Raw genomic sequence first — 24,173 nt, 5'->3', positions numbered from 1 at the left:
GTGCTATTTTGCCGATCGGACACAGTCGCTCGCAGCTGTCTGTGAGCGCTGAGGGTGGGGCGGTCCTTCGCGGTTTTTCAGGTGTTGCGCAGTATCAGTAAGTGTTCAACCAAGGGTTCCAACTGCAGGTTATTGACCTCTTTGACTTGCTGGATCAACGCCTGCGGCCATTGTTCCAGCCCGGCACATGCACCCAGCATCGCGCCGAGGATCCCGGCAATGGTGTCGGTGTCGCCGCCAATGCTGGCGGCGATGCACAGGGCGTTAAAGCTGCTGAGGCTACCGCTGGCAACCCGTTGCGCAAGGGCAAAGGCGGCCACTACAGATTCTTGTGACGCGACCGAAGTGCCAATGACGTCGTACAGCAAATCACCGAGGTTGTCCGGGTTGCACTCATGGCTGGCGTGCCGGGCCCAGCGAATACGCGGCCCTATGCGTCCACCTGCGACCCAGTGGCCGTGGTGTTCGGCGATGTAGGCCATTTCTGTGCCTGCATTGAGGGCATGCTCGAGTTTTTTACCGTTGAGACCGCTGGAGATTACCGCTGCCACAGCGGCTGCGCTGGCGATCCCCAGGCTGGTGTTGTGAGTGACCTGGCAGGCTTGTACCACCGCCTTGATGAACAGGTCTGGCTGGCTGATGTCAGCGGCTATGCCGACCGGGGCAATGCGCATCGCTGCGCCATTGGTGGTGCCATAGCGGCCTGATTCTTCAGGGCTGTGGCCTGCCAGAATCATTTCGATTGCGCGCTTGGTTGAGGGCCCCAGTAAATCTTGAGAGCCTTTGGCCTGCATCACGGCTTCCCAGGCGATCAGGCGTTGCGCGAGGGTGTTTGGGTCGATATCGCCATTACCGTCAACCAGCAGTTGGGCGACCAGAATCGCTTGCTCGGTGTCGTCGGTGATTGAGCCTTTGGGCATGTTGGGGGCGATCGGCTGGTCCGCTGGTGCGTCTACCAGTCCGGTGATCTGCCCGAAGCGCGCGATGATCTGGGCGCGGCTGAACGACTGGGTAGGCATGCCCAGGGCATCACCCAGCGCCAGGCCATAAAAGGCACCCAGCGCACGATCATTCGAGTTCATTGGGGGCTCCAAAGGAGTGGTGCATGCGAAAGTGCGTCGGATCAAGCCAGCTTTCGACATGCTCCATCAGTCGCCCATGGCGGTCATAGGTGGTGCGTAACGTTTTGAGAAACACCGTACCTGCCGGGCGGCCGAGTAAATAGGCGTCTTCATCGTTCAGGGGTTCGGCGCCTATCCACTGGTCCCCGTGATCGCCAATAAAGCCATAGGCGGCGAGGGTAATGGTGAGTGAGTCATCAATCATGCCGACCCCGGGCAGACCTTCAAGGCCGCCGATTGCGGGGATGAATGAGCGCTCCAGGGATATCGCTGTCCCGTCGCTACGCCGACGTCGGCGCTCCAGCACAATGAAATGGCTCAAGCCAAACAGAAGGTTTAAGTCCGGGCGTTCTACGGCCTCCAGTTTGAGCTGTTCGGTCTGGATGCGCGCGCCAGTACTGGCCAGGGCTTGCGCCCAACCCTTTTTTTGATCGAGAGGTATACCGTCAAAGGTCACAACCGAGCCTCCAGCAGTGCGTCGAGCGATGTATTTACGCCGCTCCAGCTCCATCAGCGCCTTGTGCAGCGTGCTGCGACTGACACCCAGTTCCTCAGCAAGTTGTTCTTCACCGGGCAAGACATAACCGTCTTCCATGAGCCCGCTTTCGATCTGGCGGACGAGCTCATTGACTACCTGTTGTTTTTTGTTAAATCGAGCTTGTTTTATCATGCAGAGAGTAATAGCTCAGGCCTGACAGTTCAGCAACCCGGGAGTTCCATGAAATTTTCACGGGCATGGGCGATGACCGAAGGTGACGTACGGGCCCCGTAGTACCGGGTGGTGCGAAGCGGTTCAGGGCAGGTGCAAGCCCAGTATCGACAACAGGTCTTGTGGGAAGAACAGGGCAGATGTCTGTTGCAAGTCTTGGCGAGACCACCAGCGATGCTGGGTCATGACCTCGCGTTCTTGAGCGGTCCAGCCGCCATCGCTGACCTGTTCGACGCCCACGCGCACGATAAAAAAGCGTTCATCGGCCATCACCCATGTGCCGTCAGGTAGTTGCATCTCAAACACCCGTTGTGCGCACTCTGCGCCCACATCGGCCGCGACGATGCCGACTTCCTCTTGCAGCTCGCGGATGGCGGCCTGTTCAAAGGTTTCTCCCGGCTCTACTCCACCGCCGGGTGTTGCCCAATATTCCTGACCTTGCAAAGCGCCTGTCTTATGGGTGAAACGGAAAAGGAGTACGCGATTCTCGGGGCTTATGACCAGTAATCGGGAGGAGGGTCGTTGGCGCATTGGACTGCTCACTGTGGTAATGATCTGAAAAGAAGAAGGCGTGCGGCACGGCTGATGTGCGATGGGGCAGTATGCTTAACCGCGAAGGGCTCGTGTAAGACGATTTTTGATATTTACAGGGGAGTCCGTATTAAAGAAGCTTGGGCGCAGCCTAATAACGGCTCTCGAAGCAGTTGGCGCAAGGCCTGCGTGAGGGGGTAGGGGCAGGGCGCGGGCAAATCCCATTGGGATTGAGCTGCCAACTGAAGCCCAAGGGTTCCTTTGGGTCGAAATCATTGAGGGCGCTCAGCAATCCGCTGTGCTGCAAGTGCCCAGCGCCGTATCGGCATAAAGTGGACAACGGTTCGTTTTACATGCCCTGCAGCGTCTGAAGGGCATGTAACAATTTTAGCCGCAGGCCTTGAGGTTGACCGGGCCGACAAATTCGTTGCCCCGGCCCATTACGCAGGCCACTGCCTGGTTGCGTTGGCGTTCCCAGGCTTGCACCGGGTAGGTCTTGTTCCAGGCCTCATACAACTGCCGATCCTGGTTGGAGAGCCGCAAGTTGTAGTGCTTGCTCATATAGAAGTAGGTGCGCGCGATCATGCCGCGTATGGATGGGCGCGGCATGACTTTTTTGGCTTTGAAATCGACTTGCGTCAGGCAAGAGCCGTATTGACCGGATTGTGCGGGCAGCCAACCAAAACTGAAGTTGTTTCGGTCACCGTTAACTTCACCAATGCTCGGCACCAGGTTGTGCAAATCGGCTTCTGCCACTTTGTAGACCGGGTCGTTACGGGTGCAGTTTTTACGTCCGCCGTTTTGCCAGCATTGGCGCTGATGGCCAATTTGCCAGGCGGGAACAATGTGTTCCCATTCAATGCGCGCTGCACGGTTGGCATTTTTACGCGGGACGTAACCACAGCCTTTAAGGTCGACGCGGTTGCCGGTGTATTTGCAGCCACAATAAAACTCGGTTGATTGCGGGGCGTAGAGCTTCCAGGCGACCTTTTTAGCTTCGTTGAATGTTTGCGGGGCTGCGGCGTGTGCGCTTAACACAGTAAAGAGGCTGGCAAATGCCAGTAAACGAACCCTCATTGACTCAGTCTTCCTCAGATACGGTCCAGAAAACATTCACGCCGCCACAATCACGGTGAGCGATGGTGACGTTATCGTTTTCGGAGATTTCTTCCAGCAAGCGTTCCCAGAACTCCGGGTTGTCACCTTCTTGCCGTTCAAGCACCGCCATCCGGTCTTTTTGGGCTTTAGGCGAGCTGATGATTTTTTGTATGCGCATACCGAAAACTTCGTACGGACTTGGAAGGGTAGGCTCTTTCGCCCCTTTTTTAGCCATGATGCAATCCTTGGTTAGCTGTATGCGCATACAGTATTTTACTGCGAGAGATTTGGCAACTGTTTGCAATGCTCGCGCTGCCGGGATGGGACTGCGTTTTTTCGGTTTAGTGCGAAAACAAGAAGAGAATCAAGCAAATAGACCACTCATTCGGGCGAATGAGTGGTAGGGAGCCAAACGCCGGGCGGCGTTTGGCGCGGGTTTTTAGTATTCCCAGAACATCCGCTGCAGCTCTTTGCTGTCTTGGGTTTTGGTCAGGGCGACCATGGCCAGGATGCGGGCTTTTTGCGGGTTAAGGTCGTGAGCGACAACCCAGTCATATTTGTCGTCAGGCTGTTCTGCATTGCGCAGTACGAACCCGCCGTTGTTTACGTGGGAAGAACGAATGATTTGCACGCCATCTTTACGCAGTTCTTGCAGGGTCGGGACGACGCGAGACGATACCGAGCCATTGCCGGTGCCAACATGGATGATCGCTTTGGCGCCGTTTTGTGCCAGTGCTTTGTAAGCGGTGTCGTCTACGTTGCCATAGGAGTAGGCGATGCCGACATTAGGCAGGGACTTGATGTTTTTGATATCGAATTCAGAGTCCATGGTGTGACGCTTGGCCGGCAAGCGGAACCAGTAGGATTTGCCTTCAACCACCATGCCCAGCGGGCCCCAAGGGCTTTTGAATGCTTCAGTCTTGATGTTCATCATTTTGCTGACATCACGACCCGACTGGATTTCATCGTTCATGGTCACCAGTACGCCTTTGCCGCGAGCTTCTTTGCTGCCGGCTACCGCTACCGCGTTGTACAGGTTGAGCATGCCGTCAGCGGACATTGCAGTGCCTGGGCGCATGGAGCCAACAACGATAATTGGCTTGTCGGTTTTTTCAACCAGGTTGAGGAAGTAGGCAGTCTCTTCCAGGGTGTCGGTGCCGTGGGTGATCACAATTCCGTCGACATCTTTGCTGTCTGCCAGCTCGGCAACCCGGCGCCCCAATTGCAGCAAGTTGTCGTTGGTGATGCTTTCGGAGGCAATTTGCATGACTTGCTCGCCACGCACGTTTGCCAATTGGCTCAACTCAGGAACACCCGCAATCAGTTGGTCGATGCCCACTTTGGCTGCGGTGTAAGTTGCGCTGTTGGCTGCGCTGGCGCCTGCGCCTGCAATGGTGCCGCCGGTTGCCAGAATGACCACGTTAGGTTTGGCGGCGGCTTCTTGAGCCTGAGCTGCCGGCATAGCCAGAAGGAGGGCCAGGGCACCCGGAATAATTGATTTCAAGACTGCTGTTTTCATTGTTCTCTCTCTTATTAGTAAGCGCGCATATTCGCGCGGCGCACGTCATTGCAAAGGCATGAGCCGAAGGAAGGGCAGCACACTCCATGCCACTGTCAGTGCCAATTTGTATTTTTGTAACTTGTTGTTTTGTAAGGAGATATTTTGAATTTTTTATTTGGTTTTATGCGCAGGGACGGAATCCCGAACATTCGAGGTGTTGTCTGTTCGGGGATTCGACTGCTCACAGTGTTTTGAAATGCAGAATGGCGATCTACCAAAACGGAGTTTGGCGATGCTTTTGGAGGGCGCGCGAGGAGGGGGAGCTCAGATTGATTTTGGGCTGTCAGCAGGTTTGTATTTTTCAAACACCTGGCTGACAAACGCTCTTGCAGCCTCTGTGCCCAGCTCTTTGACTAGAAGATCAATGCCGATGATGGCCAGCTCTTCCGGGCTGCCTGGGCTATAAGAGCATTGCCCTTGCGGCCACTTGGCTTTGATATCTGCATCGATGCTGACTGTTGTCATGGGTATCTCATGAGGGGTTTCAAAAACGCGATTTTAGCAAAATGTCATCTCGAGACGATCAGAATGGTGAAATTATTCATGTCGCTCGCTGCTGACCTATCCGCCTTTGCCTACTGCGACGGCGGTTATGCCTGAATGAAGACAGTTTATGGGTTGTACATATTTCGTCATGATTAGGCGTGCGCGGTTGTAATCCAGTCGGGCAAACTCTTGCGACTGTAGGCCTGATCTGAAAATGCTATCAGTCCACATGCAACCTATGTGCGCAAACGCTGTCGCAAGGGTTCTGACTATTTATCTTAAGGAGGCTTCATGTCCTGGAAGCTAGCATCATTGGGTTCATTGTTGGCAGTCGCAGTGCTGTCTGGGTGCAGCAGCACGCACGATGCTGTGAAGGAGCCTGTTGCTGACACTGGGCATACGCGTTGCGATGCCAAAGCTGCCGATTTTGCGATTGGCCAAAAAGCCTCTGCAGCCCTGCTGGAGCAAGCCCGTATCAAGGCTGGCGCGCAGACTGCACGGATCTTGTCGCCGCACGACATGATCACCCTTGAGTACCGTTCCGATCGTTTGAACCTGAATGCCGATGACAACGCTGTCATTACTCGCGTTAACTGCGGCTAAAGGCATGTAGCCGAATTTCAGGCATAAAAAACCCCGTCACATGGACGGGGTTTTTTAGTTCGCGGGAGATTTACTCCGGACGAACCTGTGCAGCTTGCATACCCTTTTGGCCTTTCTCAGCCACGAAGGAAACGGTTTGGCCTTCTTTCAGGCTTTTGAAACCGTCGCTTTCGATAGCTTTGAAGTGTACGAACAGGTCGTCACCGCCACCTTGAGGAGTGATGAAGCCGAAGCCTTTTTCATCGTTGAACCATTTTACGGTGCCGGTTTGGCGATTAGACATGGTGTATCTCCAAGAAACTTATATTTTCAGTAGTACTGTGCTGCTCAGGCCAACTGGGCACACTTGGCTATCATAGTCGAAATGTGCGCTTTGGGACCCCCCCTGAGCTGTAGTTTGCAGCATTGTTAGCATTTGTCTGGGGCTAAAAAAGCCGCGGGGTCCCGTTTTATGGGGGTTTCAGGGCGAAAACGGCCTTAAAAAAAAGCAACTAATGAGGCGTATTTTTTAGTTCAAAACTGCATTTTGGGCGTTTTAGCCTTGTTTGTTGCCATACAAAATCCTATTTCTTGGGTTGAGGGCTTGCTTTGCACTCTGCGATTGCGTTCAAAGCTTTCTGCTGGAGCTCTGGATTTTTAGCGCCTTCCTTGCTCATCAATTCTTTGATTTCAGCCTGGGTGAAGTTCTCTCCGATTTTAGTGGCGCCACATTCACAGTGCACTTTGGCAGCCTTTTCGCCGATGGTTTGAGCTGCTGCGGGTACACACTGGGCCATGAATTGTTCTTTCAAGACCGTGTCCTTGGGCCAGGCTGCCTGGGCGCTCAACGGCAGCAACAGTGCCAGTGGTGCGGCGAAAGCCAAAAGATGAGTCATGCGCATGTGATGCTCCTTGAGATCGTTGAATCTGAAATGATGTCACTCACTATCTGAGGCACTAATTAAGCTCAAGTTCATCATTTAGCAAAATTCGCTGGCTGTTTTTTACGCAAAAAAAGAGGGAGGGGCGAGGCTCAGGCATCTGTGTTAGCATGCCGCCCTTGGCTGATTTGTGTGATGGTGAGCTATTGGGCCGCCAGGCACCGCCATAAACTTTTGATTTGAATTCCAGTCACTCTGGTTCGGTTTCCGGTTGGCCGCAAGGCTCCTGCCACTGTGAGGCAGGTACACCACCGAATCGCGTACTGGCTCATCCCAACCCACGTGACCTTTGGTAGGGGTCACCACTAGGAGAGGAGGCGCCATGCCAACTATTACTCTTCCCGACGGCAGTCAACGTTCATTCGATCATCCGGTCTCTGTGGCCGAGGTCGCTGCTTCCATTGGTGCAGGCTTGGCCAAGGCCACCGTGGCCGGCAAAGTCAACGGCAAGCTGGTTGATGCCTGCGATCTGATCGAACATGACTCCACCTTGCAAATCATTACGCCCAAGGATGAAGAGGGGCTGGAGATCATTCGTCACTCTTGCGCTCACTTGGTCGGTCACGCAGTCAAGCAGTTGTACCCGACCGCCAAAATGGTGATCGGTCCTGTTATTGACGAAGGTTTTTACTACGATATCGCCTTTGAGCGTCCGTTCACTCCGGATGACATGGCGGCTATCGAGCAGCGCATGCAGCAGCTGATCGAAAAAGATTACGACGTCATCAAGAAAGTGACGCCACGTGCTGAAGTGATCGAGCTGTTTGCCGAGCGCGGCGAAGACTACAAGCTGCGTCTGATCGAGGACATGCCGAACGAACAGGCCATGGGTCTGTACTTCCATGAAGAATACGTTGATATGTGCCGCGGACCTCACGTCCCGAATACGCGTTTTCTGAAATCGTTCAAATTGACCAAGCTGTCGGGCGCCTACTGGCGTGGCGATGCCAAAAACGAGCAACTGCAGCGTATTTATGGCACGGCCTGGGCCGACAAAAAGCAGTTGGCTGCTTACGTTCTGCGTATTGAAGAAGCCGAAAAACGCGATCACCGCAAAATCGGTAAGCGTCTGGGCTTGTTCCACACTCAAGAAGAAGCGCCGGGCATGGTGTTCTGGCACCCGAATGGCTGGACGTTGTATCAAGTGCTTGAGCAGTACATGCGCAAAGTACAGCGCGACAATGGCTACCTTGAGATCAAGACTCCTCAGGTGGTAGATCGCAGCCTGTGGGAAAAGTCCGGTCACTGGGCTAACTACGCTGAAAACATGTTTACCACTGAGTCGGAAAGCCGCGACTACGCGATCAAGCCGATGAACTGCCCTTGCCATGTGCAAGTGTTCAACCAGGGGCTGAAGAGCTACCGTGAGTTGCCGCTGCGTCTGGCTGAGTTCGGTGCTTGCCACCGTAACGAGCCGTCGGGTGCCTTGCACGGCATCATGCGTGTTCGTGCGTTTACTCAGGATGATGCGCATATTTTCTGCACTGAAGAGCAGATGCAGGCCGAGTCCGCCGCTTTTATCAAGCTGACTCTGGATGTGTACGCAGACTTCGGCTTTAAAGACATCGAGCTCAAGCTGTCGACTCGCCCTGAGAAGCGCGTAGGTTCCGACGAGCTGTGGGATCGTGCTGAAAGTGCATTGGCTTCAGCGCTTGATAGTGCGGGTCTGGCGTATGATCTGCAGCCGGGTGAGGGTGCCTTCTACGGTCCGAAGATCGAGTTCTCGCTAAAAGATTGTCTCGGTCGTGTCTGGCAGTGTGGTACCTTACAGCTCGATTTCAACCTGCCGATCCGTCTTGGCGCTGAATATGTGTCCGAAGACAACAGTCGCAAGCATCCCGTTATGCTGCACCGCGCGATCCTCGGATCGTTCGAACGTTTTGTCGGTATTTTGATCGAGCATTACGAAGGTGCGTTCCCTGCGTGGCTGGCGCCAACTCAGGCAGTGATCATGAATATCACTGATAAACAGGCAGATTTTGCCGCCGAAGTTGAAAAAACTCTCAATCAGAGCGGATTTCGTGCCAAGTCTGACTTGAGAAATGAAAAGATCGGCTTTAAAATCCGCGAGCATACTTTGCTCAAGGTTCCCTATCTTTTGGTTATCGGAGATCGGGAAGTCGAGATGCAGACTGTCGCTGTGCGTACTCGTGAAGGTGCTGACCTGGGCTCGATGCCCGTCGCCCAGTTCGCTGAGTTCCTCGCGCAAGCGGTTTCCCGGCGTGGTCGCCCAGATTCGGAGTAATTATTATTAAGCGTGAAATGAGACAAGATAAACGAGCTGCACCGAAAGCCCCGATCAACGAGAATATCTCGGCACGCGAGGTTCGGTTAATTGGCGCTGACGGCGAGCAGATTGGCATCGTCTCGATTGATGAAGCGCTTCGTATCGCTGAAGAGTCCAAGCTGGACCTGGTAGAAATCTCAGCGGACGCAGTCCCGCCTGTTTGCCGGGTGATGGACTACGGCAAGTCGATCTTCGAGAAGAAGAAGCAGATTGCTGCGGCGAAGAAGAACCAGAAGCAGATTCAAGTAAAAGAAATCAAGTTTCGTCCAGGGACGGAGGAAGGGGATTACCAGGTAAAACTGCGCAACCTGGTACGTTTCCTGAGTGATGGGGACAGGGCCAAGGTGTCATTACGATTCCGCGGCCGTGAGATGGCCCACCAGGAGCTGGGTATGGAACTGTTGAAGCGGGTTGAAGCTGACCTTGCCGAATACGGGACCGTCGAACAGCATCCTAAGATGGAAGGACGCCAGCTGATTATGGTCATCGCCCCGAAAAAGAAGAAGTAACCACCAGGGCACGGCAGGCCTTGCGGTTATGTTTATCAACTGAATGCGGAGTATCCGAACATGCCAAAGATGAAGACTAAAAGTGGTGCTGCTAAGCGGTTTCTGAAAACTGCAAACGGTATCAAGCACAAGCACGCTTTCAAGAGCCACATCCTGACCAAAATGTCGACCAAGCGTAAGCGTCAACTGCGCGGTAGCAGCTTGCTGCATCCGTCTGACGTGGCAAAAGTCGAGCGCATGCTGCGCCTTCGTTAATTTTTGGATCAAGACTAGAGGAAGTAACTCATGGCTCGTGTAAAGCGTGGCGTCATTGCCCGTAAACGTCACAAAAAAATTCTGAAACTTGCTAAAGGCTACTACGGTGCACGTTCGCGCGTATTCCGTGTTGCCAAGCAAGCGGTAATCAAGGCAGGCCAATACGCCTACCGTGACCGTCGTCAGAAAAAACGTCAGTTCCGCGCTCTGTGGATCGCTCGTATCAACGCTGGTGCTCGTATCAACGGTCTGTCTTACAGCCGTCTGATCGCTGGCCTGAAAAAAGCTTCCATCGAGATCGACCGTAAGGTTCTGTCTGATCTGGCAGTGAACGAAAAAGCGGCGTTTGCTGCGATTGTCGAGAAAGCTAAAGCCACCTTGGCTTAAGTACCCCCGACAGTTCTTGCGCTCACTGCGTGGGCGCAAGCGCTAAACGTCTTAAATAGGGGAAGAGCCTTCAAGCTCTTCCCCTATTTTGTATCTGGAGTCTGTACATGGAAAACCTGGATGCGCTGGTCTCTCAAGCACTAGAGGCTGTGCAAAGCGCTGAAGATATCAATGCCCTGGAGCAAATCCGGGTTCAATACCTTGGCAAAAAAGGTGAATTGACTCAGGTGATGAAGACCCTGGGGAATTTGCCGGCAGAAGAGCGCCCGCAAGTGGGGGCCCTGATCAACGTTGCCAAGGAACGTGTCACAGAGGTTCTCAATACGCGCAAGGCACTGTTTGAAGAGGCTGAACTGGCCGCCAAACTGTCTGCCGAGTCTATTGATGTGACCCTGCCTGGCCGTGGCCAGACCTCCGGCGGTCTGCATCCGGTTACCCGGACTCTGGAACGTATCGAACAGTTCTTCACTCACATTGGCTACGGCATTGCCGAAGGCCCTGAGGTCGAAGACGACTATCACAACTTCGAGGCGCTCAACATCCCAGGCCATCACCCGGCCCGGTCGATGCATGACACCTTCTATTTCAACGCGAACATGCTGTTGCGCACCCATACCTCGCCGGTACAGGTCCGCACCATGGAATCGCAGCAGCCGCCGATTCGCATCGTCTGCCCAGGCCGTGTGTACCGTAGCGACTCCGATATCACTCACTCACCGATGTTCCACCAGGTCGAAGGCCTGCTGGTTGATCGCGATATCAACTTTGCGGACCTGAAAGGGACCATCGAAGAGTTCCTGCGGGTGTTCTTCGAAAAAGAATTGGCCGTGCGCTTCCGTCCGTCGTACTTCCCGTTCACTGAGCCTTCGGCCGAAGTGGATATGGAATGTGTGATGTGCAGCGGCAAGGGCTGCCGTGTCTGCAAACAGACCGGCTGGCTTGAAGTCATGGGCTGCGGCATGGTGCATCCAAACGTGTTGCGCATGTCTGGAATCGACCCGGAAGAGTTTTCGGGCTTTGCTTTCGGCATGGGCGTTGAGCGTCTGGCCATGCTGCGTTACGGCGTGAACGACTTGCGTCTGTTCTTCGATAACGACTTGCGGTTCCTCGCGCAATTTCGCTAGTCGTAACGAATTCTTAGGAGAGCAGGATGAAATTCAGTGAACAATGGCTGCGTGGTTGGGTTAACCCGCAGGTAGGTCGCGACGAGCTGGTTGCTCGTTTGTCGATGGCCGGCCTTGAGGTCGATAGCGTTACGCCGGCCGCCGGTGATTTCAGCGGTGTTGTTGTGGGTGAGGTGCTCAGCACCGAACAGCACCCGGACGCCGATAAATTGCGCGTGTGCCAGGTCAGCAATGGCGCCGAGACGTTTCAAGTTGTGTGCGGTGCACCCAATGTGCGCCCAGGCCTGAAGATCCCGTTCGCCATGATTGGTGCCGAACTGCCAGGCGATTTCAAAATCAAGAAAGCCAAGCTGCGGGGCGTTGAGTCCAACGGCATGCTGTGCTCGCAAGCTGAGCTGCAGGTTGGCGAAGGCAATGACGGCTTGATGGAATTGCCTGTCGATGCGCCGGTAGGCGAAGATTTTCGCGTCTATCTGGACCTGGAAGACGCCAGCATTGAAGTTGACTTGACCCCTAACCGCGGTGACTGCCTGTCGCTGGCGGGCCTGGCTCGGGAAGTGGGTGCTTTGTACGCAGCGGAGGTGAAACGTCCTGTGGTCGCTGCTGTTGCAGCCGTGCACGATGAAGTTCGCCCTGTTGAAGTGCTTGCGCCTGCTGCGTGCCCGCGTTATCTGGGGCGTGTCATCCGTAACGTTGATCTGTCCCGTCCTACGCCGCTGTGGATGGTTGAGCGCCTGCGTCGTGCGGACGTGCGTAGCATCGACGCTGCTGTCGACATCACCAACTACGTGATGCTGGAGTTGGGTCAACCGTTGCACGCATTCGATCTCGCCGAGATCAATGGCGGTATTCGCGTGCGCATGGCAGAAGAAGGCGAGAAGCTGGTTCTGCTTGATGGTCAGGAAGTCGCCCTGCGTAGCGACACGCTGGTGATCGCCGATCACTCCCGCGCATTGGCAATTGCCGGTGTCATGGGCGGTGAACACAGTGGTGTCTCGGCAACGACCCGCGACGTGTTCCTCGAAAGCGCATTTTTCGATCAAATTGCTGTTGCAGGCAAAGCGCGTTCTTACGGTTTGCACACTGATGCTTCGCATCGTTACGAGCGTGGCGTGGACTGGAAACTGGCACGTGAAGCGATGGAGCGGGCCACAGGCTTGCTGCTGGACATCACCGGCGGTGAAGCGGGTCCAATCGTTGAAACCGTCAACGAGCAATACCTGCCATCCATTGCTCCGATCACCCTGCGTGCTGCGCGTATCACCCAAATGCTGGGTCTGGAAATGGACCCTGCCGAAGTTGAGCGTTTGCTCAGCGCTTTGGGCCTGACCATCTCCGCCGACGGGGCAGGGCAGTGGCGCGTAGAAGTGCCAAGCCATCGTTTCGATATCAGCCTTGAAGTTGATTTGATCGAAGAGCTGGCCCGTCTTTATGGTTACAACCGTCTTCCGGTTCGTTACCCGCAAGCTCGCCTTGCGCCACAAGCGAAAGCTGAAGCGCGTAGCGAACTGCCGGAATTGCGTCGTCTGTTGGTCGCGCGCGGCTATCAGGAAGCAATTACTTACAGTTTTATCGATCCGAAGCAGTTCGAATTGTTCAGCCCGGGTGTTGAGCCTCTGTTGCTGGCCAATCCGATCTCCAACGACATGGCGGCCATGCGCGCTTCCCTGTGGCCGGGCCTGGTTAAGTCCTTGCAGCACAACCTCAATCGTCAGCAAGATCGCGTTCGTCTTTTCGAAAGTGGCCTGCGGTTTGTAGGGCAACTGGAAGGCTTGAAACAAGAGCCGATGCTGGCTGGCGTTGTATGCGGTACCCGTCTGCCGGAAGGCTGGGCGCAAGGTCGCGATGTAGTCGACTTCTTTGACGTCAAGGCTGACGTTGAGGCTGTGCTGGGTTTTGCTGGCGCGCTTGATGACTTCACCTTCGTAGTGGGTAGCCATCCAGCTCTGCACCCTGGTCAAACCGCTCGCATTGAGCGCGATGGCCGTGAAGTAGGCTACGTCGGTGCGATCCATCCTGAGCTGGCTAAAACCTTGGGCCTGGATCGTCCAGTGTTCCTGTTTGAGCTGGTATTGGCAGAAGTGGCTTCGGGCAAAATGCCTAAATTCCACGAACTGTCGCGTTTCCCGGAAGTCCGTCGTGACCTGGCGCTGTTGGCCGATCGTGACGTTGCAGCCAGCGACGTGCTGAATGTAATCCGTGAAAATGCAGGCGAATGGCTCACAGACCTAAGGCTATTTGACGTTTACCAGGGTAAAGGTATTGATCCGCTTAGAAAAAGCCTTGCAGTTGGCTTGACCTGGCAGCATCCATCGCGCACTCTTAATGACGATGAGGTGAACACCACGACACAAAATATCCTCACCTCGCTCGAAAACAGGTTGAACGCCACGTTAAGGAAGTGACGTATGGGGGCTCTGACGAAAGCTGAAATGGCGGAACGTCTTTATGAAGAGCTGGGCCTGAATAAACGCGAAGCCAAAGAATTGGTTGAGCTGTTTTTCGAAGAAATCAGGCACGCTCTTGAAGACAATGAACAGGTCAAATTGTCAGGTTTTGGCAATTTTGACTTGCGTGACAAGCGACAGCGGCCTGGCCGCAATCCGAAAACGGGAGAGGAAATCCCGATCACGGCTCGCCGTGTGGTCACCTTTCGTCCAGGGCAGAAGTTGAAAGCCCGAGTAGAGGCCTATGCTGGAACCAAGTCATAACGACGAGCTCCCGCCGATCCCAGGCAAACGCTACTTCGCCATTGGCGAAGTTAGCGAGCTCTGTGCGGTAAAACCGCACGTGCTGCGCTATTGGGAGCAAGAGTTTCCTCAACTCAACCCCGTAAAGCGTCGCGGAAACCGCCGGTATTATCAGCGCCAAGATGTGCTGATGATCCGGCAAATTCGCGCGCTGCTGTACGACCAAGGCTTCACCATCGGCGGCGCGCGTCTGCGTCTGTCAGGCGATGAAGCCAAAGACGACACCACGCAATACAAACAACTGATCCGCCAAACGATCTCCGAATTGGAAGACGTTTTACTGGTACTTCGCAAATAAACCTGCATTTAAAATACTTTCGTATTTCAAAAGCTTAAGGTATATTTCTCGACGTTCTAGCAACACGCAACACAGATGTAACGCCTAGTCGGGGCGTAGCGCAGTCCGGTAGCGCACTAGCATGGGGTGCTAGGGGTCGAGTGTTCGAATCACTCCGTCCCGACCATATTTTTCAATGACTTAGCCACCTTTAGGGTGGCTTTTTCATTTCTACCCTAGTGACTTTTCGAGTGACCTTGGGTTTTCCTGCTATCCCTGCCTCCTCTTCAGGATCGTCAGCGCTGGTGCGCGTGAGTCGGTTACTGATACCTTGTTTGCAGCCTCAATCAGTTGGTCCAGCTCTGCCGCTGAGTAGTGACTGGTGATGCTGCCGTTCTTATGGCCGAGCAAAGCTTTGCGATCCTCCTCAGTCACGCCTGCTGCACGCAACCTTCTGCCAAAGGTGTGCTTCAGGTCGTGAATGCGGATCCGGGTAAAACCATCATGTGCCGGCCGCAAATACTTCTCCTGCCATTTCTTAGCCGCCCTGACCCTGGCCTTCTTCCAGGCAGAGTCATTCATGCGGTGAACCATTGTTTCGTCCCCATCGCCGTCTGGCTTGCCGAAAGGGAAGACGTACAGCTTGTGCTGACCTCGCTGCTTCTCAATGACCGACTTGGCCACCGTGTTGAGCACCACTAGGCGCTCGTCCCGGTTCTTCACGCCAGACCTTGCGCTTCGTCCGCCGAACCCGGCCGGAATCAAAAACACCGTGGTATCCAGCTCCGGTACCGCGATTTCCCAATCCCACTGAAGCTTGCAAACCTCCTGCTCCCGACACCCCGTATTGACCTTGAACATGGCCATGGTCTGCAGGTGAGCCGGCAGTTCAGCGAACAAGATCGACTGCTCTTCCCAAGAAAGCGGGTAGGGCTTGCGGCAGTTCGTCTTCTCATCCAGCAGCGAGATCATCGGCACAACATCGAGCCATGGTCTGCGTTCATCATCACGCCATTTGCGCGCGCATAGATTGAGAACCCTGATTGCCCGCTGAAGGGCAATGTTGACCGTGCGATTCGTTACAGGCTTGCCTTCCGCAGGGTGCAGCTTGGAATGAATGTACGGTGCCAAGGAGTCGTCATCGATGTGCGTGATCGGCATGTCCCCAATGAACGGATCAAGCTGAGCCATATAGGTTGCAGATATATGGATTGACGCCTGATCCTTCACCTCAAGCAGAAAGCGAGTTGCCGCTTCCCGCCAAGTTCTCACCTTTTTGATCCCGTACACTTTTTCCTTTCGGCGCTGTTCCAAGAGATAGATCAGGTACTGCTCCGCTTCGGCGCGGTCACGAGTGCCAGTGCTCTCTTGAATTCGTTCACCTCGATACTTCTTGTCGATTTTCCAGATGCCACTCGGCATTTGCTGGAGCCCAGTGATTGCTTTATGTGCCATTGCGTATCTCCTTTGGATCCGCCTTGGCGCTCGCTGCGGTGCCGATTGTTGTCCTGATTGGTTGCTTTATCAATTGCCATAGTCTGAATGTAGGCGTCGGCCCAGGCGTCAAGTTCAAGTCGGTCGAAGCCCACACCCTGTCTTCCGATCGGGAATTCTCGAACATGAGGCCGGACGGTTTTGTTGAATTCTTCCCGGCACATGCCGAGATAGCCGTATGCATATCCGGCGCGAATAAAGCGCGGGAGGATAGGCGCGACTTGAGCCGCGCTTCGATTGGTCATAACTTTTTCCATGCTGTTCGTGGCGGCACTTGTTGGAGAGAGATCTCAGGCTGTCTGAAACATCCAGCACCGCACGGTTTTTGCTTTGTTAGCGGCATCGACATCCCATGCCGAGCAAACATTTCTGTTCGTCTCTATGAACTTGGGGCACTTGCTGGTTTTGAGGTGGCGCTTCAGTTCTGTCAGATCCGGCACTTTTTGACGCTTCTCTGCGGCTTCCTTGGCGAAGTCATTGAGGTTCACAGCGATCAGGCCGTCATTACGGGAGTGGTTGAGTCCGCCCGCTGCGCTGTTCAAGTACTCGTACAGTTCCCAAAATTCGACGACGATCGGATGGTCAGCGTTGATAGCCAGTTGGCGTTCTTTGGCCATGCTCTGGATTTCGGTATGGGCCGCGTCTATTTGGTGCTTTTTCAACGGAATAACGTGAACCAGGGCATCTATCAAAGCGTGTAACTGAGCATGGTTTTTTGCGATCCGGACGGTGCGTATCTCCGGTAGAGCCAGCAGCTTTTGTTCGTAGATCGGCACTTGTTCACGTACGGTCTGCATCACGATGTTTTCTTTCATCGTTGCTTTGATCAGGAACCCACTAACGCGGTCCACAGGCATACGCTCCAGTTTCTCAACCTGTAACTTGGTCTGCGGCGTCTGGCCGTCTTTGGTCATGGCGATGTGGATCAAACGCTGCAGGATGGGCTCGGATGCATTCACCGCATGGTTCTGGCCAATGACCACGGCGCCACGGAATGGAGGCTCTCGGGTATCGTTGCCGTTATTCTTTACGCCCGTAGATCGAACGCTACGCCCGTTGTAGGCGGTTTTGAGCTCATCCCAGTCGTATTGCTTGGTCTGGCTGCCATCGGTTTTTTCTCGCTCCGACTCGATCAGCACCACGGGCAAATTTGCCACCTGAGCAAAGTTTCGTGCTCGAGCAACAGGGGTGCCCTTGGTTGGGTCAAAGCCTTCATAGTCGAGCCGCCCGGACAGCTTCCACAGGAACTCAATCAGCGTTGATTTACCGGCACCTGGTTCACCTATGATTTCCATGAAGGGGTAGCTTTTCTGGTGCTGCCGGATCTGTTCGGCAAACAGCGAGCCGAACCAGAAGGCGAGAGCGACCAGGCCTTTGGCACCAAAGCACTCCCAAATGATTTCAAGCCACTCGGTATCGAACTTTTCCAAATCAGTGTTGAGGTTGAGGACTACGGACTGGCTCAGTGTCTTGATACTCAGCCGATCCATGTCGAAGAAGTCTTCTTCGTTCAGTTCGAAAACTTTCCCGTCGCGCACAGCCACGTCGCCATAGACATAGGCCCCGTGTTCACGGGTGTAACCGGTGAAGTCGATCGTCTGCACGGTCTTGAGAGCGTCGGTTTGTTCTTCAATGAACGCATCCAACTGCTGGGTGGTGCCGGTGAACATCCCCCCTGGGGCAATACCGAGTAGGCGCTTTTTGAATTCTGCAGACGATGCGATCTGCGAGCTGGTGAACGTGTTTTTGATCGGCGCCGCATCGTGGGCGAACGTGATCCGGAAGTAGTACCAGGACTCGTCGGTTAACTTGTTCTCTTGGTAATACAGGGCTTTCGGATTGCAGGTGGCAATACGCTGCAGCGCGCCGCACTGCTGCATAGCCTTGGCGCGCATCTGTTTGTTGTTCAACTGCTGGTCGTCGTGGTGCTCGCTGTCCTCAAGCTCTTGAATGGCCTTGTTGTACTTCTCTAGATCGAGCTTGAACCAGTACAGGCGGTTGCCGAACTCCAAATGGAATTCGCTGCGGCGCTTCCAATCGAACATCACCAATGCTTTCTCGGTGGCGTTCTCAGCGATCAACAGCGCACCGTGGTGCCGGGCAATGTTCAGGTCTTTTTCTACCTGAGAATCACGTTTCTCGCCTTCGTCGAGGAACTGCCAACGCTGATGCAGATCGTTCCAGTCGGACTTCTTCTTATCCCGCTGGGGGATCTGTGCGGCTTCACAGGTGAAGCCCAGTTCGCGGGCCATACGAACCCAGCGCTTTGTGTATGCGTGTGCACCTGGCTCATTGTCGAGCGCCCAAACCAGCTTCGGCAGTTTGCCGTGGCGAGCGGCTACAAGGGCCTGCAGGGAGTCGTTTGGAAAGGCATTTGAGGACATAGCCGAGACTGCGGCAATGTTGTGATGCACTAGGGCGATGGCATCGAATATGCCTTCGACAATCCAGATCTCCTTCGCCTCAACCACGTCCACGCACGGTGGGCACCACCAGACGCCTTTGTAGGACTCTCCAGGCTGGAAGCGAGCTTTCATCTTGCCGAAGCGCGATGGCCGATCGATCAAACGTTCCCAATACCCGCCTTTTTCCAGGGCAAAGCGTACTGTTGCACTGCCGGCGTTATGCTGGTTGGAGTAATAGGTTTCCTGTGTAAACCAACCGCCAATCAGTGACATGTCAAAGCCGCGGGCAAACTCAAGGTATGCACGTGCGGTTGCTGTCGGGGTGTTTTCAGTGGCAGGAACGCGCTTGCTCCAATCCTCAAAGAGATCGTCGTAAATCTCTTTGACGTGCACCGTGTGGCCACACTTTTCCTGACGGCCGCAAATGAGCTGCCACGGTCTATCGAAGCGGGTGTACAGCTCTTTTTTGTTGCACTTAGGGCAAGTCCCGCCGCGCATGTAGTCGGTAGGTGCGCGGTGTTTAAGACCAAACTCGGCCTCGATGCGCTGTAGGACGTCGTGACGCAGATCGTCTCTCATGGTTACTTCACTGATTTAAGGCTGAGGGAAAGGGCTGCCATAAGGCGTTTTTGGGCAGCCATTACCGGGACTTGAGCGAGTATGGCGCCATGGCGCAGGCCGTCCGCGATAAAGCGGAACTGGTCGGCATACCAATATTCATTGAGGCTTGAGCGGTACTGCTCACGCAGGGCCAAGAGCAATGCTTGAGCCTCTGCCGGTGGCAGTTGGGCGGTGACAATCACGGCATTTCCCATAGTGAAACCTCGAATTTGGACGCAGCTCACCCAAACCCACGGGGTTGTGTGGGGCAGGCAATGTTTTGGGTTGGTGGTGTTACTGAGCGCCGGATGCCGGGCTTTTTGCGTGCAGGTGGATAACCGCGAGAACTTCTGCACGTCTTGCCGCCATATGCAGGCTGTCAGCTTTCAGGATTGCTTCGGTTTCGGCTTCGTCAATCTCGCCATCCTCAAGGGCTTGGGCAATGATTTGGTCGACCATCCCGCGCTTGGCATCGGCCTGAACACCTAAGGTGTACAACTCAAGATTGTCCAAGGTGTCCGGTTTAGGCACGGGTACGAACATCCCGCCGTACATGCTCGCGACATACTCAGCAAAATGAGTAGTCCCGGTGACGAGTTCCAACAGATAAAGCTGTTCAGCCGTCAGTGGCCGGCTTTTGTTGTTTTCGTAAGCATGGTTTTCGAACTTCTTTTGTTTCATGCCGAGCAGATCGGAAGCGAATTTGCAGCCGCCAGGCAAAGAGCGAATCAGCTCACTGACCACGTCCTTGCGAGTTTTTAGAATGATGGTTTTCATCTTCTGTTTTTCCCTGTGAGCCTTTGGCATTACTGTTCAATCACGCCGTCTTTGATGCCTAGCAACACAGCGGCGCGATGTGCCTCCCCACGGCGACAAAGACTCTGTCCACTCAGCACCGCGTAAACGGTGCTGGGGTTCAGATTGTTCAGTACGGCGAAATCTTTCGCCGATTGCCCGCGTTTCTCCAGGGCCTCACGCGCCTGCTTACGCGCTTGATCGGTAGTACTTGTGTTAGGCATAGTGCAGTTCCGTGCAATTTCATGTGATGTGAGATGCACAATGATGCACTTAGATGCATTTGTAAATACAAGGAATGAATTATTTTGCATCTTTCTGAAGAGATTGGGGCCCGGCTGCAAGAAGAACGTAAGCGGTGTTCGATGACGCAGAACGAACTTGCAGAGGCCCTCGGAATAGCCAAGCGAACGCAAGCAAACTATGAAGCTGGGTCGAGTGATGCGACAGCTGCCTACTTGAGCAGGGTCGCTACTCAATTCGGCTTTGACGTTCCTTACGTGCTCACCGGCGTTCGTACAACGCTTTCAGAGGACTCTCTCTCACAAGTGGAGGACGGTCTGGTAAAGCAATATCGAAGCATTCCGGATGACGACCAAAGGGCCGTCCGCAGAATCCTCAAAGCAATGGCGGATGACGCTGCCCGAGCCAAGAATTAATTTCTTAAAAGAATCTGAATCATTCGTCGAAAACCTATTTCAAAGCCCTGAGCTCGCCCGATAACGTCAATTCAACAATGCATTTTATGGAGTAGTAAGCATGTTGGATGATGCGAAAGTTGATTGCGGCTGCGTACAAAATGGTGGTTTTGAATGGCATTCACTTACGAATGTCGAGCAGGGTCTGATTAGGCTTTACCGACAGTTGTGTGAAGAGGATCGTAAGCAACTGCGACGGGTAACAGAGACCTTGGCAACCAACCCGGAAGAACAGGCTGTCACTCGATAGCCCATTCCCAGTAACGCGATCGCCGGCATTGTGAGTCGGCGGTTTACGCCGTCGACTGTGCCCCCAGTTGCTCAAACAATTCCCGCTGCTGTGCCCTGGGCATGCTCTTCAAACGATCAAGCAGCATGTTGTCAAAGGTCTGCGCTGACGGGCTCAGCGTGCGATAAAACGTCAGGTGTGCAACCCACGTATGCCCGCACTTTGCGTTTAGGCACTGGCAATACAGTTTTGAAAATTCCGTATTGAGTGTCTCTCTCGAAGAGATCCGCCCCTTATTTCCACACTTGCACGTTACTCGCATATGTCCCTCCCCAGGGGCAAATAATCGCCACTATTTTGCCACAAATAGTAGTGGTATTTGCCGTCTATTGAGTGTTTCTAAGTGTTTTCGCCTTCCGTGCTAGCTTCCTTCCAGTTAAATCGTCTGTCTTCGCGTAGCACTGAGTTGACCTGGTCAAACAGCTGGCAGATCGGGCGTATCTCGTTGCTGGTGTAGACCTGGTCGATCTTTTGAATATCGCCAAAACCTGCGCTGTTTTCCGGGATGATGCCCGCCAGTGCTGGGTTCATTCGCCAAGCGGCGATCACGTCGTTGCGGGTGATGTTCTTGACCTTCTCCAGCTCGTCTTTGGCTTGAAAGTCGCCCACCGGGATGATCTGAATGGCGTTCTCTTTGCCGTTGGGGATGTTGACGAACATCGAGCGGAAGTTACCCACACCTTTGCTTGAGCTGATTTGTTCGCGCAGGTTGTCTTCGTCTTCTTCCGTCAGATCCGGGTCGTTGGTGTAGAAGATGTAGCCCGCGTGTGCGCCGTTGCTGTAGTAGCGGCGGCGAAACAGGGTCGCGGCTTCGTTGAGCAACAGCGCCTGCAGCCCGCCGAGGTAGTCCGGTATGCCGTAAATGGTCTGCTCGACGTCGTAGTCCATGACGTGGGCGATCTCGTCCTGGTCAAAGTCGATGAACTGGTTGTCTGCCTGCAGCATGCGGTAACCACCGTCGACCTTTACCCGCATGTTGATCGCGGGCAGGTGCTCAAGCTCCAGGCATTCCCCGAACGCATTGGGGTGGCGGTAGAAGAACGCATCCCCAAACACCATGTAGTCCAGCGCAGCACAGCCCATGGTGTGTGCGCTGCAGCCCGTCGATGGTTTGAACTCACGCAGCAGCAGGTTGCGTTTGAACTTCGGAATGGCGCCGTGGTGCGCGTTGGCACGCAGCAGCTTGGCCAGGCCGGTACGCGACACCGGGGGCTTGTAGATATCGCCGTCGTCGCTGGGAAACACCCCGATGTACTCGCCAATGTTGCCGCTCAAGACCTGTTCCGGCTCGCCGAACGTAAACATTCGCGTGGGCTGCTGCGGTCGTGGTTGAGTGGCCTGCTGCTTTCTGCGTCGTGGTTTGGGCATTGCTGTCGCTCGTCAGATAGCGGCTACGGCGCCGCTTGTTCGTGTTCAAGGGTTCGTTGGCCAGGGCGTGCATGATTGCCCAGGCAATGTCGGCGTGGCCGGTGGCCTCGGTGCGCGAAGCGCTGTAGGTGATCTGGCCGCTGCCGGTGGTACCGCGCTTGATGGTCAGGAAGGCTTGGGCGACGTCCGTCCAGCCTGCATCCCACTCGATACGGCTGCCTTGGATCGTGTCCTGTGCCTTGAGAACCAACGTGTTTTTGGCTTCAAGGCTGTAGTGAATCGGCGTTGTGCGCGGGTAAAAATCGCGCACCAGGTCGAACACGCCGTAACCGATGCCGGTGATATCGATGCCGATGTGCTGCACGTTGAAGCGCTGGGTAAGTTTCTCGACTTCCTTGGCCTGGTGCTTGAACGAATGCCCCCGCCAACTGTGCTTCTCCAGGATGCGGAATTTCGCCCCGGGCTCCAGCGGCGGGGCAATGACCACACAGGTGGCGTCGTCGCGGGTTCGACTTGGGTCGTAGCCAATCCATACCGGGCTGTTGCCGTAGGGGCGATCCTCGTCGGGCTTGTAGTCTTCCCACAACGTCAGGTCGGAATAGCAACGCTCCAGGTCTTTGAGGCCGAACGCGCTTTGCGTGCTGTCGATGAACTTGCAATAGAACAGCTGCTGGAACTTCTCTTCGTCGTACTCCAGCTGCAGTTGCTCAAGGTCGAACAGATCGCAGCCACCGTCGATAGCATCCTGAATGGTGATGGTCTTGCGCCATTGGCCGTCCGGGCACAGCGCGCCTTGGGTGTAGGCCGCTTCGGTCGGCCAGGTCCCGCCGGCCTTTTTCCCGCGCTTGCTGTTGCGGAACTCGTCGCCTGACCAGAATGGGTACGCTTGGTGCGACACCGCGCTGGGCGTTGAAAAGTAGGTTTTGCGCCACTTCTTGTGAGTGCCCATGGCGCTGGCCACGGTGCTGAGTTTTTCAAAGTCACGGATCCAGAAGTACTCATCCACGTAAACGTGGCCGTGGTAGCCCTGGGCGGTGCTGCTGTTGGTACTGAGAAAGCGCAGTTCGGCACCGTTGCTGAGCACGATCGGGTTGCCGGTCAGCTCGATGCCAAACCACTTGTTGGCAAACTGAATGATGTAGCTGCGGAAAATTTCCGACTGCGATCGGCTGGCCGACAAGAACACCTGGTTGTCGCCGGTTAACACCGCGTCCATGAACGCTTCGCCGGCGAAGTAGTAGGTCAGACCGACCTGTCGACTTTTGAGGATGTTCCGGATCCGGCAGGTCAGCGGGTTTTGCTTGGCCGCGAACAGTTCTTTTTGGTAGCCGTACATGCTGCCGATGAACTGATCCAGAAAGTCGACCTCAGTTAGGCCGCTGATATCGTTTTTGGGCTTCTTTTCCCGTTTCTTATCGCCGCTATCCCTGCGGCCTTGGCGTTCGCCACGCGAGCGTTGAGAGCGTTCCCGGGGTTCGTCCGGTTCGTCTGCAGTTGCCGCCGGTACCGCTGCCGGTTTGGCAGCCTGCTTAAGTAGGCGCTCACGGACGGTTGTCAGACGATCCAGTTCATTCAGATCGTCTTTGGTCAGGCTACCGGCCTTGTCCAGGAGAAGGGTGATCCGCCGGCCAACCGCTGTCAGCGGTTCTTCGTCCGACAGCATGTCCTCCCATCCGCCCTGACGGATCCAGTAGTAGACGATCCGGATGTTAGGCAGGTTGAGTTGCGCCTGAATTTCCTTGGCCTTACAGCGGCGCAGAAACAGGCGTTTGGCGGCTTCTTTAACTTCGGTTGAATAGAACATGGGCCGCAGTCTATGCGGCGAAAAGGCGGTGAACGCGCAGTTAAATTCCTTGTTTCTCCTAGATTGTGAAAATAGGAGGAAAGCGAAAGTAAACCGTTTGTT

28 protein-coding genes and 1 tRNA gene are annotated in these 24,173 nt (G+C 54.7%); 12 read left to right on the top strand and 17 right to left on the bottom strand.

The features are described 5' to 3' along the window. Positions 1–77: 77 nt before the first annotated feature. From ACJJU9_RS15385 to ACJJU9_RS15355, 7 genes are all read right to left on the bottom strand, one after another. A complete protein-coding gene (locus ACJJU9_RS15385; RefSeq protein WP_123751537.1) occupies positions 78–1,082 on the bottom strand; it encodes an ADP-ribosylglycohydrolase family protein in 1,005 nt (334 codons plus the stop codon). Continuing rightward, on the bottom strand, positions 1,069–1,791 hold the full coding sequence (locus tag ACJJU9_RS15380) for a GntR family transcriptional regulator (protein WP_407728915.1): 723 nt from the start codon (positions 1,789–1,791) through the stop codon (positions 1,069–1,071). The genes ACJJU9_RS15385 and ACJJU9_RS15380 overlap by 14 nt, the downstream gene beginning before the upstream one ends. Positions 1,792–1,914: 123 nt before the next feature. Further along, positions 1,915–2,361, bottom strand: coding sequence for an NUDIX hydrolase (locus ACJJU9_RS15375; RefSeq protein ID WP_407728914.1), 447 nt, complete (start codon positions 2,359–2,361; stop codon positions 1,915–1,917). Between the two features lie 387 nt (positions 2,362–2,748). Continuing rightward, positions 2,749–3,438, bottom strand: coding sequence for an endonuclease (locus ACJJU9_RS15370; RefSeq protein ID WP_048369341.1), 690 nt, complete (start codon positions 3,436–3,438; stop codon positions 2,749–2,751). 4 nt (positions 3,439–3,442) lie between these two features. After that, positions 3,443–3,694: a DUF1654 domain-containing protein gene (locus tag ACJJU9_RS15365; protein WP_048369340.1), complete on the bottom strand. Its 252-nt coding sequence runs from the start codon at positions 3,692–3,694 to the stop codon at positions 3,443–3,445. Positions 3,695–3,898: 204 nt separating this feature from the next. Continuing rightward, positions 3,899–4,978: an asparaginase gene (locus tag ACJJU9_RS15360; RefSeq protein ID WP_048369339.1), complete on the bottom strand. Its 1,080-nt coding sequence runs from the start codon at positions 4,976–4,978 to the stop codon at positions 3,899–3,901. A gap of 306 nt (positions 4,979–5,284) precedes the next feature. Beyond that, positions 5,285–5,485 (bottom strand): hypothetical protein, encoded by a 201-nt coding sequence (locus tag ACJJU9_RS15355; RefSeq protein ID WP_048369338.1) that lies wholly within the window; start codon positions 5,483–5,485, stop codon positions 5,285–5,287. 312 nt (positions 5,486–5,797) lie between these two features. On the opposite strand from ACJJU9_RS15355, the gene ACJJU9_RS15350 reads away from it, so the two are divergent. Next, positions 5,798–6,109, top strand: a complete 312-nt coding sequence (locus ACJJU9_RS15350) for an I78 family peptidase inhibitor (protein WP_048369337.1) — start codon at positions 5,798–5,800, stop codon at positions 6,107–6,109. A gap of 70 nt (positions 6,110–6,179) precedes the next feature. Here the strand turns inward: ACJJU9_RS15350 and ACJJU9_RS15345 are convergent, their stop codons facing one another. Both ACJJU9_RS15345 and ACJJU9_RS15340 read right to left on the bottom strand, forming a co-directional pair. Continuing rightward, positions 6,180–6,392 carry a cold-shock protein gene (locus ACJJU9_RS15345; protein WP_003179963.1) on the bottom strand — a complete coding sequence of 71 codons (213 nt, stop codon included), beginning with the start codon at positions 6,390–6,392 and terminating at the stop codon, positions 6,180–6,182. A 280-nt stretch (positions 6,393–6,672) separates the two neighbouring features. Continuing rightward, entirely contained in the window at positions 6,673–6,990 is a 318-nt protein-coding gene (locus ACJJU9_RS15340; RefSeq protein ID WP_153333182.1) for a hypothetical protein, read from the bottom strand. 361 nt (positions 6,991–7,351) lie between these two features. Between ACJJU9_RS15340 and thrS the strand changes: the two genes are divergently transcribed. From thrS to ACJJU9_RS15295, 9 genes are all read left to right on the top strand, one after another. Continuing rightward, a complete protein-coding gene (thrS, locus tag ACJJU9_RS15335) occupies positions 7,352–9,274 on the top strand; it encodes a threonine--tRNA ligase (protein ID WP_273221617.1) in 1,923 nt (640 codons plus the stop codon). Further along, complete coding sequence (gene infC, locus ACJJU9_RS15330) at positions 9,274–9,825, top strand: translation initiation factor IF-3 (RefSeq protein ID WP_173430611.1); 552 nt, start codon at positions 9,274–9,276, stop codon at positions 9,823–9,825. The genes thrS and infC overlap by 1 nt, the downstream gene beginning before the upstream one ends. Positions 9,826–9,885: 60 nt before the next feature. Beyond that, a complete protein-coding gene (gene rpmI, locus ACJJU9_RS15325; RefSeq protein ID WP_002553160.1) occupies positions 9,886–10,080 on the top strand; it encodes a 50S ribosomal protein L35 in 195 nt (64 codons plus the stop codon). Positions 10,081–10,110: 30 nt separating this feature from the next. Further along, on the top strand, positions 10,111–10,467 hold the full coding sequence (gene rplT / locus ACJJU9_RS15320; RefSeq protein WP_048369333.1) for a 50S ribosomal protein L20: 357 nt from the start codon (positions 10,111–10,113) through the stop codon (positions 10,465–10,467). A gap of 107 nt (positions 10,468–10,574) precedes the next feature. Then, positions 10,575–11,591, top strand: a complete 1,017-nt coding sequence (pheS, locus tag ACJJU9_RS15315; protein ID WP_048369332.1) for a phenylalanine--tRNA ligase subunit alpha — start codon at positions 10,575–10,577, stop codon at positions 11,589–11,591. 26 nt (positions 11,592–11,617) lie between these two features. Continuing rightward, entirely contained in the window at positions 11,618–13,996 is a 2,379-nt protein-coding gene (pheT, locus tag ACJJU9_RS15310) for a phenylalanine--tRNA ligase subunit beta (RefSeq protein ID WP_407728913.1), read from the top strand. A 3-nt stretch (positions 13,997–13,999) separates the two neighbouring features. Further along, positions 14,000–14,302, top strand: coding sequence for an integration host factor subunit alpha (gene ihfA / locus ACJJU9_RS15305; RefSeq protein WP_002553164.1), 303 nt, complete (start codon positions 14,000–14,002; stop codon positions 14,300–14,302). Continuing rightward, complete coding sequence (locus ACJJU9_RS15300; RefSeq protein ID WP_019829202.1) at positions 14,283–14,639, top strand: MerR family transcriptional regulator; 357 nt, start codon at positions 14,283–14,285, stop codon at positions 14,637–14,639. The genes ihfA and ACJJU9_RS15300 overlap by 20 nt, the downstream gene beginning before the upstream one ends. A gap of 89 nt (positions 14,640–14,728) precedes the next feature. Next, positions 14,729–14,805 (top strand) — tRNA-Pro (locus ACJJU9_RS15295). 83 nt (positions 14,806–14,888) lie between these two features. On the opposite strand, the gene ACJJU9_RS15290 is transcribed toward ACJJU9_RS15295, so the two are convergent. From ACJJU9_RS15290 to ACJJU9_RS15270, 5 genes are all read right to left on the bottom strand, one after another. Then, positions 14,889–16,073: a tyrosine-type recombinase/integrase gene (locus ACJJU9_RS15290; RefSeq protein WP_407728912.1), complete on the bottom strand. Its 1,185-nt coding sequence runs from the start codon at positions 16,071–16,073 to the stop codon at positions 14,889–14,891. A gap of 329 nt (positions 16,074–16,402) precedes the next feature. Beyond that, positions 16,403–19,096, bottom strand: coding sequence for a toprim domain-containing protein (locus tag ACJJU9_RS15285; RefSeq protein ID WP_407728911.1), 2,694 nt, complete (start codon positions 19,094–19,096; stop codon positions 16,403–16,405). 2 nt (positions 19,097–19,098) lie between these two features. Continuing rightward, positions 19,099–19,332: a hypothetical protein gene (locus ACJJU9_RS15280; protein WP_407728910.1), complete on the bottom strand. Its 234-nt coding sequence runs from the start codon at positions 19,330–19,332 to the stop codon at positions 19,099–19,101. A gap of 79 nt (positions 19,333–19,411) precedes the next feature. Continuing rightward, entirely contained in the window at positions 19,412–19,894 is a 483-nt protein-coding gene (locus ACJJU9_RS15275; protein WP_407728909.1) for a YmfL family putative regulatory protein, read from the bottom strand. Between the two features lie 29 nt (positions 19,895–19,923). Then, on the bottom strand, positions 19,924–20,136 hold the full coding sequence (locus tag ACJJU9_RS15270) for a DNA-binding protein (protein WP_282362915.1): 213 nt from the start codon (positions 20,134–20,136) through the stop codon (positions 19,924–19,926). An 84-nt stretch (positions 20,137–20,220) separates the two neighbouring features. On the opposite strand from ACJJU9_RS15270, the gene ACJJU9_RS15265 reads away from it, so the two are divergent. Both ACJJU9_RS15265 and ACJJU9_RS15260 read left to right on the top strand, forming a co-directional pair. Further along, positions 20,221–20,571: a helix-turn-helix domain-containing protein gene (locus tag ACJJU9_RS15265; protein ID WP_407728908.1), complete on the top strand. Its 351-nt coding sequence runs from the start codon at positions 20,221–20,223 to the stop codon at positions 20,569–20,571. 100 nt (positions 20,572–20,671) lie between these two features. Then, positions 20,672–20,860 carry a hypothetical protein gene (locus tag ACJJU9_RS15260; RefSeq protein ID WP_407728907.1) on the top strand — a complete coding sequence of 63 codons (189 nt, stop codon included), beginning with the start codon at positions 20,672–20,674 and terminating at the stop codon, positions 20,858–20,860. A gap of 43 nt (positions 20,861–20,903) precedes the next feature. Here ACJJU9_RS15260 and ACJJU9_RS15255 read toward each other — a convergent pair whose 3' ends face one another. The 3 genes from ACJJU9_RS15255 to ACJJU9_RS15245 form a co-directional block, all read right to left on the bottom strand. Continuing rightward, positions 20,904–21,161: an ogr/Delta-like zinc finger family protein gene (locus ACJJU9_RS15255; protein WP_082158037.1), complete on the bottom strand. Its 258-nt coding sequence runs from the start codon at positions 21,159–21,161 to the stop codon at positions 20,904–20,906. Between the two features lie 77 nt (positions 21,162–21,238). Next, positions 21,239–22,078, bottom strand: a complete 840-nt coding sequence (locus ACJJU9_RS15250) for a phage portal protein (protein ID WP_407731001.1) — start codon at positions 22,076–22,078, stop codon at positions 21,239–21,241. Continuing rightward, positions 22,017–24,071: a terminase large subunit domain-containing protein gene (locus ACJJU9_RS15245; RefSeq protein ID WP_407728906.1), complete on the bottom strand. Its 2,055-nt coding sequence runs from the start codon at positions 24,069–24,071 to the stop codon at positions 22,017–22,019. Before ACJJU9_RS15245 ends, ACJJU9_RS15250 begins: the two co-directional genes overlap by 62 nt. Between the last annotated feature and the right edge of the window lie 102 nt (positions 24,072–24,173).

The organism is Pseudomonas helleri, from assembly GCF_045830615.1.
GTDB classification, from domain to species: domain Bacteria; phylum Pseudomonadota; class Gammaproteobacteria; order Pseudomonadales; family Pseudomonadaceae; genus Aquipseudomonas; species Aquipseudomonas helleri.
The sequence above is the reverse complement of the archived record's forward strand: the minus strand, read 5'-3'. Positions and strand labels throughout refer to the sequence as shown.

Bases quoted from the DNA above. Each gene is read 5' to 3' on its own strand.
- pheT (WP_407728913.1), top strand. From the start codon at position 11,618: ATGAAATTCAGTGAACAATGGCTGCGTGGTTGGGTTAACCCGCAGGTA.
- ACJJU9_RS15300 (WP_019829202.1), top strand. From the start codon at position 14,283: ATGCTGGAACCAAGTCATAACGACGAGCTCCCGCCGATCCCAGGCAAA.
- ACJJU9_RS15275 (WP_407728909.1), bottom strand. From the start codon at position 19,894: ATGAAAACCATCATTCTAAAAACTCGCAAGGACGTGGTCAGTGAGCTG.
- ACJJU9_RS15365 (WP_048369340.1), bottom strand. From the start codon at position 3,694: ATGGCTAAAAAAGGGGCGAAAGAGCCTACCCTTCCAAGTCCGTACGAA.
- ACJJU9_RS15270 (WP_282362915.1), bottom strand. From the start codon at position 20,136: ATGCCTAACACAAGTACTACCGATCAAGCGCGTAAGCAGGCGCGTGAG.
- ACJJU9_RS15375 (WP_407728914.1), bottom strand. From the start codon at position 2,361: ATGCGCCAACGACCCTCCTCCCGATTACTGGTCATAAGCCCCGAGAAT.
- ACJJU9_RS15340 (WP_153333182.1), bottom strand. From the start codon at position 6,990: ATGCGCATGACTCATCTTTTGGCTTTCGCCGCACCACTGGCACTGTTG.
- ACJJU9_RS15280 (WP_407728910.1), bottom strand. From the start codon at position 19,332: ATGGGAAATGCCGTGATTGTCACCGCCCAACTGCCACCGGCAGAGGCT.
- ACJJU9_RS15350 (WP_048369337.1), top strand. From the start codon at position 5,798: ATGTCCTGGAAGCTAGCATCATTGGGTTCATTGTTGGCAGTCGCAGTG.
- ACJJU9_RS15290 (WP_407728912.1), bottom strand. From the start codon at position 16,073: ATGGCACATAAAGCAATCACTGGGCTCCAGCAAATGCCGAGTGGCATC.
- ACJJU9_RS15245 (WP_407728906.1), bottom strand. From the start codon at position 24,071: ATGTTCTATTCAACCGAAGTTAAAGAAGCCGCCAAACGCCTGTTTCTG.
- ACJJU9_RS15260 (WP_407728907.1), top strand. From the start codon at position 20,672: ATGTTGGATGATGCGAAAGTTGATTGCGGCTGCGTACAAAATGGTGGT.
- ACJJU9_RS15385 (WP_123751537.1), bottom strand. From the start codon at position 1,082: ATGAACTCGAATGATCGTGCGCTGGGTGCCTTTTATGGCCTGGCGCTG.
- pheS (WP_048369332.1), top strand. From the start codon at position 10,575: ATGGAAAACCTGGATGCGCTGGTCTCTCAAGCACTAGAGGCTGTGCAA.
- rpmI (WP_002553160.1), top strand. From the start codon at position 9,886: ATGCCAAAGATGAAGACTAAAAGTGGTGCTGCTAAGCGGTTTCTGAAA.
- ACJJU9_RS15255 (WP_082158037.1), bottom strand. From the start codon at position 21,161: ATGCGAGTAACGTGCAAGTGTGGAAATAAGGGGCGGATCTCTTCGAGA.
- ihfA (WP_002553164.1), top strand. From the start codon at position 14,000: ATGGGGGCTCTGACGAAAGCTGAAATGGCGGAACGTCTTTATGAAGAG.
- ACJJU9_RS15285 (WP_407728911.1), bottom strand. From the start codon at position 19,096: ATGAGAGACGATCTGCGTCACGACGTCCTACAGCGCATCGAGGCCGAG.
- ACJJU9_RS15380 (WP_407728915.1), bottom strand. From the start codon at position 1,791: ATGATAAAACAAGCTCGATTTAACAAAAAACAACAGGTAGTCAATGAG.
- ACJJU9_RS15355 (WP_048369338.1), bottom strand. From the start codon at position 5,485: ATGACAACAGTCAGCATCGATGCAGATATCAAAGCCAAGTGGCCGCAA.
- thrS (WP_273221617.1), top strand. From the start codon at position 7,352: ATGCCAACTATTACTCTTCCCGACGGCAGTCAACGTTCATTCGATCAT.
- ACJJU9_RS15345 (WP_003179963.1), bottom strand. From the start codon at position 6,392: ATGTCTAATCGCCAAACCGGCACCGTAAAATGGTTCAACGATGAAAAA.
- ACJJU9_RS15370 (WP_048369341.1), bottom strand. From the start codon at position 3,438: ATGAGGGTTCGTTTACTGGCATTTGCCAGCCTCTTTACTGTGTTAAGC.
- rplT (WP_048369333.1), top strand. From the start codon at position 10,111: ATGGCTCGTGTAAAGCGTGGCGTCATTGCCCGTAAACGTCACAAAAAA.
- ACJJU9_RS15360 (WP_048369339.1), bottom strand. From the start codon at position 4,978: ATGAAAACAGCAGTCTTGAAATCAATTATTCCGGGTGCCCTGGCCCTC.